Below are 7,872 nucleotides of genomic sequence, written 5' to 3' on the forward strand. Positions count from 1 at the left end.
TGACACTCCCAGATGTCATGAGATCCAACAGTCCCAGAAGTCATGAGACAACACAGTACGGTAGGGGTACGTAGCGTCACCGAAAGGTACGAAGCGTCGGTGCAAAGGTACGAACCGTCATGCGAAGTGCCGAACCGCCAACATGCAGAGGACGACGAGCACAAGCCCACGGGCACCACCACCTAGTCCGAATACAACTTGGCAGTCGAGTTGTCGGGGCGGGCGGGATACTGTCGGCGGCGGGCGTGGTGCTGGCTGCCTTCGCAGGCTCGTGGCCCGGGGCTCGCGGTTGCGCGTCGGCTTGTGGCGGGCTCGGCCCGCACGCATACAGTGGCCCCGTGATCAGCATGGGAGTGTCGATCGGCCCGCCTGCCGGAGGGAGACCCGAACGGGGGCACGACGCGGACGACGCCGCCCGGCCATGCAGCAACACCTCTCCGCCCGCCGACGCCCGCCCCAGCAGCGCCATGCGCCCGGCCCGCCCCAGCAGTGCCGTGCGCCCGGCCCGCCCCAGCAGTGCCATGCGCCCGGCCCGCCCCAGCCCTGTCACCCGGGCGCTGGAGGCCCTCGCAGCCGACGACCGCGTCAAGCGCGCCGAGGAGGCCCTGCGCGAGGCCTCCACCGAGCTGCGCTGGCACCAGGCGCTGCGCCGTCGCTGGCGGGAGGCCCGGGCCGAGTCCGCCATCCGGAGTGCCATCGCCTCAGCCGCAGTTGAGGGTGCGGTCCTGCCCACCGGGGTACTACGTGAGGCCGTCGCCGACCGGTCCCTGACCGAGGCCACCACCGGGGACCCGTCGCTCGACGCCGCAGCCGGACTATGGCGCGCCGGCGTGCGGCTGGACGAATGGATGCCCGATCTGCGCGGAAGCACCCGCCCCGCCCAGCCCAGTCCCCGCACCTTACTGGCAACACTCCACCGCGACGTGGCCGGACCACTGGCCGCCTCCGGGCGCATACCCCTGACGGCCGTCGCAGTCCCGCGCCGTCCGGGCACGGCCCCGCTTGAGGGCGGACCCGGCACCACCCCCGACGGCGAGGCGCTGCGTGCCCGGTTCGACGCACTGCTTGAGCTGATTGACGCCCCCGGAGCCCCGGCACTTGTACGTGCCGCCATCGTCCACGCGGAAATGATCGCGATCCGCCCCTTCGCCGCCGGCAACGCCGCTGTCGGCCGACTGCTGGTGCACCACCTGATTACTCGCGACGGCCTGGAGCCCACCGGGGTGGCTGTCACCGATCAGTACGCCGGGCGTGCTCCCGGCGCCTACGCCGATGCGGCCGCGGCCTACGCATCCGGCCAGCCCGACGGCGTGATCGCGTGGATCGTGTGGCAGGCGGAAGCGATCCTGGTGGGCATTCAGGAGGCGCACAGCATCTGCAACGCCATCCTGGCCGGAACCACTGAGCTGCGCTGAGCCTGATCCCGCCGGGGCCGGTTGTGCTGCTACGGGCCGTGCGGCCGCGGGCAGTGCAGTGACGAGCCGCGCTGATGCCGGGGCGCCTCGCCCGAGCCCGCGGTGGCCTCCACGCACACTCAGCCCTCCGTAGTCCACAGGCGTACTCGAGAGCAGCCGCCGACGGGACCATCCACAGGCGCCGAGCGGGAGAGGCACGCAACGCGGCACCCTGTTCGGGACCGCCCGGGCACCACGCCGCGGGCCGGAGCCCTCAAGGAGAGCCATATGGACGCCGCTACCGCACCACTCGCCCCCAATGTGCGGGTACTCCTGGTCACCCCCGGTGTCTTCGACGTCGCCCAGGCGGCCGCCGCACCCATGGACCGGATACCGGAGGCATTTCCCGCGGAGGTTGTGCAGGCCTGCACCGGAGTGGCGCCGGTGCTGGCCGATCCCCGCGAAGCCCCGGGCGCCGCGGCGCAAAAGCTGCTCGCCGAACCCGCGGTAACGGCCGTCGTGCTGGTCGCCCCGGAGGGCCTGGCCCCGCCCCCCACCGAACCGGGGGTCATGCCCGCCGACCTGAATCGCTGCTGTGAACCGGACGGCGCCGACCACCTGATAGCTCTCCTGCTTACCGCCCAGCACCCGCCACGGGCCCGAGTTGTCGCCGCGACCGGCGCCCGCGGCGGACTCGGCGTCAGCACATTCCTCCTCCACCTGGCACGCGCCTGCCACGCCCGCGGGAAACGAGTCGCGATCGTAGACGCCGACCCCGCCGGCAGCCTGGGCCTGCTCATGGGAGACGGCGTGCTGCCCGGGCTGCGCTGGGCAGACCTGCCCGCCAACGAAGTCGCCTTCCGCCCGGAGAGACTCGTAACCGCCCTACCGGAGTGGCTGGGCATGCCCGTGCTGACCGGCGACGGCCGGGGCGGTGCCAGTGGGCATGAGCAGCTGCGGCCCGCCGTGGACGCGCTGCGCGCCGAGCACGACCTGGTGATGATCGACCTCCCCCGCGGCGGCCTCCCGCCTGCGGACGCCACCATCCTGCTCATGTCCGGACTGGACCTGCGCTCGGCGGTAGCCGCAGAGGCACTCACTGCGCGACTGAAGGCGCTGGGGCAAGAGCGCGCGGAGCAGGCCGGGCTCGGCGGCCCACAAACGCTCGCCCCCGGCCCGGCACCGGGCACGCCCACCAAGGTGTACACGGTGGTACGCAAGACCGGCGAAGACGTCACGCCCGACGAGCTCGCGCTCATGACCCGCACCGAGATCGCCGCCATCATCCCGCATGAGCGCGCCGTCGCCCAGCGCATCGCCCGCGGCGATGACCCGACCCGCGGTCGCGGCGCCCTGCGCTCCCAGGCGCGGGCAGTCGCCGATCGGCTACTGGACCTGGCCCAAAACCCGCCCGAGGACGCGCAATGGTAGCCGTCCCCGCCCCAGCCGGCCGTTCCGCGGGTGCGCCCGAACCCGGCCGGGCTGACGAGGAGCTGTCCCGGGTCCGCGGTGCCCTCGCCCGCGGAGCCAGCCTTGACACCGCACTCGGCTCCGGCGCCGCCCCGACCACCGGTGCGGGCGGCCTGGCACGCCTCACCCGGCAAGTGCGTGCCGACGTCGCGGGCGCCGGCCCCGTGCTGCAGCCGCTGCTGGAGCTCGACGGCGTCACCGACGTGCTCGTAGGCGCCGGCCGTACATGGATTGACCGCGGGCGGGGGCTCGAAGCGGTAGCCGAGGCCCGGCTGCCCGAGGACCAGGTGCGGGCACTGGCGGTGCGCATGGCCGCGGCCTGTGGCCGCCGCCTGGACGACGCCAGCCCGATCGTGGACGTCACCCTGCCCGACGGCACCCGCCTGAACGCGGTCCTGCCACCGCTGAGCGCCGACGGCACTCTCATCTGCCTGCGCACCAAGCGGCGCCGCGCCTACACCGTCCCCGAGCTGGCCGCCGCGGGCACGATCGCCCCCGGGCTGGACGCGGTCCTCACCGCCCTGGTGGCACGCCGGGCCAACTGCCTGGTCACCGGCGCCACCGGCACCGGCAAGACCACCCTGCTGGCCGCCCTACTGGGGCTGGTACCGGCCGACGAGCGGATCGTATGCATTGAGGAGGCCAGTGAACTGCGCCCCGACCACCCGCACGTCATCCACCTGCAGGAGCGTGGAGAGAACGTCCAGGGAGTCGGGGCCGTCCCCATGACCACACTCGTGCGCACAGCCCTGCGCATGCGCCCGGACCGTATCGTGCTCGGCGAGTGCCGCGGCCCGGAGGTCCGCGACGTACTGACCGCCCTGAACACCGGTCACGAGGGCGGCTGGGCCACCCTGCACGCCAACTCGCCCGCCGACGTCCCCGCCCGCCTTACCGCGCTCGGCGCCCTGGCCGGCCTGGATGAGGGTGCCGTGGCCGCGCAAGCCGTCAGTGCGCTCGACGCCGTCGTCCACCTGCGCCGGCAGGCCCGCCCGGGCACGACCTCACTGCGCCTGGTCACCGCGATCGGTGTGCTGGAACGGGCCGGGGACCGGATGCGCTGCCGGGACGCACTCGTCATCGGCTCCAACGGCCAGGTGACAGCCGGTCCCGGCGTGGACCGCCTAGCGCAGCGCATCGGGGAGGCACCCGTGGCCGCTGCACTGGGCTCGGGGGCAGTGCCCCGGCCACCAGCGGCGCCGGGCCCCACGGCTGTGGTCGGTGCCGACGCGGCACCCGCGCAGGCGCGCCCGCGCAGGAGCCGACGATGAGCGGCGCGCAAGTACTGGCCGGGCTGCTGGTGGCACTGGCCGCCGCCGTGATCCTGCTGCCGGCCCGCCGCGAGCCCCCGGCCGCCCTGGGCGCCAACCACGCCGGGCGACTGGCCCGCCCCACCCGCTCCAGGGCGCATGACCTAGACCTCAGCCTGGTGCTGACAGAGGTGTCCACCCTCCTGCGCGCAGGCGCCACCCCGCAGCGCGCCTGGGCACGAGCCCTGCAACGCGCCGGGGTGGAGGAGGGCACTGAGCCCGACGACGACGGCGTGCCACCCGCACTCCTCGCCCTGGCCCGGGAGCCACCCGACAGCTGGCTGCCCCACCGGCACGAGGGACGCTGGCGCTGGCGCCCGCCGCTGCCGGGGCGCCGCGCCCGCAGCGCACGCCGTCGCCTCACCGCGGCCGCCGTCCCCGGGGCGGTAGCCGCCTGCCGCCTGACCACGGCACTCGGCGCCCCACTGGCAGGGGTACTGGAGGCGGTGGCCGGAGGAGTAGCGGAATCCGGGCGTGCGGACGACTCGCGCCGCACCGCCCTGTCCGGGCCGCGCTCAACCGCCCGGCTGCTCGCCCTGCTTCCTCCGGTGGGACTGCTGCTCGGCACCGCTATCGGCGCCCACCCCGGGCAGATCCTGCTCGACGGCGGTTTGGGCAGCACCCTGGGGGTGGTCGGCGTGATTCTGATGGGAGTCGGGCACTGGCTGACCACGCGACTTGTCACCGCGGCGGCCACCGCCACGGACGGCGTGGACGAGGCACTGGTGCTCGACCTGGCCGGGGCGGCGCTCGCGGCCGGGGCGTCGGTGCCCGGGGCGCTGCAGGCTCTGGGGCAGGCACTGGATGATGAGGAGCTGAGCGTGGTTGGGAGAGCCCTGCTGCTGGGAGCCGACTGGCAGGAGGCGTGGCGCGCCGGGCGTGAGGCGGAGGACGAAGGCGAGGGCGCACAGCGCAGGCGTGCACGCCGGCACTGGTGGGGCCGGGCGGCGAACCGGCGCCACACCCGGCTCGAGGCGTGCCTGCGGCCCGGTTGGGAGGACGGCGCCTCGCCTGCGCCGCTGCTGGCCGGCACGGCAGCGTCATTGCGGGCCGGCCGGCACGGCAGCGTCATTGCGGGCCGGCCGGCAGGCGGCGGACGAGGAGGCCGCCGAGCGGCTGGCGGTCCGGCTGGTGCTGCCACTGGGGACCTGCTTCCTGCCTGCCTTCATCATTTTGGGCATCGTCCCGGTGGTGATGAGCGTGGGCATGGACATGTTCTCCGGCTAAGCCCGGGCCGGCAGGGCGCTGCGCGGTACGGTCACCCCATGACCGACGCCGCACCCGCCCAGCCTGCCGCGCCAGAGCCCACGCAACGGGAGGCGTCCCCCACCCCACCGCCGGTGCTTACCCCCGCCCCACCGCCCGTGCTAACCCCCGCCCCACCGCCCGTGGCCACCGGGGCGCAGGCGGCGGCCTTGCGCGCAGACCTGGAGGACTCCGGCTGGGGCGTTGACGCCGTCGCACGGCTGCTCGGCCCTGCGGCCGATGCGGCACTGCGCCGGGAACAGCGCTACCCCGCTCTACGGCGCGTGCGGCAAGTGCTCAATGACGCACGCGCAGGTACCGAGGCGGAGACCAGCACCGTCCCCGTGGCAGTGCTCACCGCACTGTTCATGCTGGGGGAGCCGGTCTACGCGGCCGAGCTGGATGCCGCCCTGCCGCGTACCGGTGCCGCCGGTGCCCGCGCTATCGGACTCGTCGTCGGCGCCGACCCACAGGCAGGGGGAGGGGATCCCCGGGGCGGTAACCCGGCGCAGACCGGGGATGGTGCGGCAGCGCAGAACGAGCGCGTGCGGGCGGTTGTAGACCTGCGACCCCACGAGGCGCGCGACGACGTCGGCGAAGTGCGCTGGTGGGTCGCCTCCGACGTGGGTGAGCTGGTGTCACAGGGACAACTCGCCCCCGATCACGTCCTGGGCATTGGCGGCGCCGGGCTGACCCTGGCATCCCTGACTCCGCGCACACCCGTCACCAGGGCCCTGGACCTGGGCTGCGGCTGTGGTATCCAGACCCTGTACCTGCTGCGGCACGCGGAGCGCGTCGTCGCCACTGACATCTCCGCACGGGCGCTGGCCTTCACCGCCTTCAACGCCGCCCTGGCCGGCACCGACCCCGAGCGCTTGGAGCTGCGGCACGGATCATTCCTCGAGCCAGTCACCGGGGACACCTTCGACTTGATCGCCACCAACCCGCCCTTCGTCATCACCCCGCCCGCTGTCCGGGATGCAGGCCTGCCGCTCATGGAGTACCGCGACGCCGGTGGCCCGGTCCTGCCCGTGCTACTGCCAGCACTAGGAGCTCATATGAGTCCCGGCGGCACGGCAGTCATGCTCGGGAACTGGGAGCACCACGATGGTCAGGACTGGCGTGAGCGCGTGGAGGGCTGGCTGCCCGATGGCATCGACGCCTGGGTGATTGAGCGGGAGGTGCAGGACCCGGTCGAGTACGCCACCATGTGGCTGCGCGACGGTGGCACCACCCCCGAGCGCGACCGGCCCGGCTTCGAGGCCGCCCTGGGTGCGTGGATTGACGACTTCGCCGCCCGGGGGGTTCAGGGAATCGGCTTCGGCTACGTGGTGCTGCACCGTCCCGATGACGGTGATACGGCTGGGGTGCCTTGGCGGGTGTTGGAGGAGATCGGTACACGCCCGAGCGCACCGCTGGGGCCGCACGTGGCCCAGGTGGTGCGCTCACGCAGCCTCCTTGCCGCCATGAGCGCCGCGGAGGTCATGGAGCTGCACCCCGTAGTCGCCCCCGACGTCACCGAGGAACGCCACCTGCGTCCCGGTAGCAGCGAGCCCAGCGTGATCCTGCTGCGTCAGGGCGGTGGCTTTGCCCGGACGGTACGGGCCGATACCGCGCTGGCGGCACTGGTGGAGGTGGCCGACGGCGAGCTGAGCGTGAGGCAGATCGCCACCGCCGTGGCGGCGCTAACCGATGCCGACGCCGACGCCGAGGCCCTCAAGACACGCATGGCGGCCGGCGCGCGCAGCCTGCTGGCCGACGGCCTGCTGCTGTGGGAGTAGTGCGGAACCATCACCCGTCAGGGGGCAATTCACGGAGCCGACGCTGTTCCCACGCGAGCACGTTCGGCGCTCGTCCGCCGGACCTGCCCTTTTGCTCGCGCTCTTCAGTGTCCTGAACTCATTGTCCTCGCGGCGTCGGCGCTTCCGGTTTCGGCTCATCTGGTTTTGGGACGTGGGGCTGGCGCGCCGAGTCGGGGGTAGGCCCCAGCGTCTACCGAGGGGACGACGGCGCGGGGCCGCTGGGCGACTCCGCGGGTTCTTGTGGTTTGTGGGTGTGGTGGTTGGTTGGTCGGGTGGTGGCCGGCTTTGGTCGGGTTGTGGCCGGTGTGCGCGTCTGGGTGGGTTGGCGTGCGGGGAGCGGTGGTCGGTGCCCGGGGAGCAACAGTTGTGGCGTTCGGGGGCAGTGGTTGTGGCGTGCCGGGACCTGCGGCTGGTGTTCGGGGCTGTGCCGGCGTGGTGGTTCGTGTGCCCATGGTTGACGGTTCGTATGTTCTGGCCGGCGGTTCGCGGGCCCATGGTTGACGGTTCGTACTTCGTGGTGACGGTTCGTACGTTCTGGTCGACGATTCGTACCCTGTGGTGACGGTTCGTACGGTAGGGGTACTGTGTTGTCTCATGACTTCTGGGACTGTTGGATCTCATGACATCTGGGAGTGTCAGAAGTCGTGAGAT

General features: G+C 73.0%; 4 protein-coding genes. All 4 read left to right on the forward strand.

The annotated features are described in order from the left end of the window. Positions 1 to 521 precede the first annotated feature (521 nt). The 4 genes from GZ997_RS06040 to GZ997_RS06060 all read left to right on the forward strand — a co-directional run bounded on the left by GZ997_RS06040 (position 522) and on the right by GZ997_RS06060 (position 7,200). Entirely contained in the window at positions 522 to 1,415 is an 894-nt protein-coding gene (locus tag GZ997_RS06040) for a Fic family protein (protein WP_238994304.1), read from the forward strand. 267 nt (positions 1,416 to 1,682) lie between these two features. Continuing rightward, the gene (locus GZ997_RS06045; RefSeq protein WP_238994303.1) at positions 1,683 to 2,825 is read left to right on the forward strand and encodes a cellulose synthase operon protein YhjQ/BcsQ; all 1,143 of its coding nucleotides are present in this window, start codon (positions 1,683 to 1,685) and stop codon (positions 2,823 to 2,825) included. Then, positions 2,819 to 4,135 (forward strand): TadA family conjugal transfer-associated ATPase, encoded by a 1,317-nt coding sequence (locus GZ997_RS06050; protein WP_162679243.1) that lies wholly within the window; start codon positions 2,819 to 2,821, stop codon positions 4,133 to 4,135. Before GZ997_RS06045 ends, GZ997_RS06050 begins: the two co-directional genes overlap by 7 nt. Positions 4,136 to 5,439: 1,304 nt before the next feature. Further along, positions 5,440 to 7,200, forward strand: coding sequence for a methyltransferase (locus tag GZ997_RS06060; protein WP_162679244.1), 1,761 nt, complete (start codon positions 5,440 to 5,442; stop codon positions 7,198 to 7,200). Positions 7,201 to 7,872 lie beyond the last annotated feature (672 nt).

It is taken from the genome of Actinomyces sp. 565 (assembly GCF_010365615.1).
Lineage (GTDB): Bacteria > Actinomycetota > Actinomycetes > Actinomycetales > Actinomycetaceae > Actinomyces.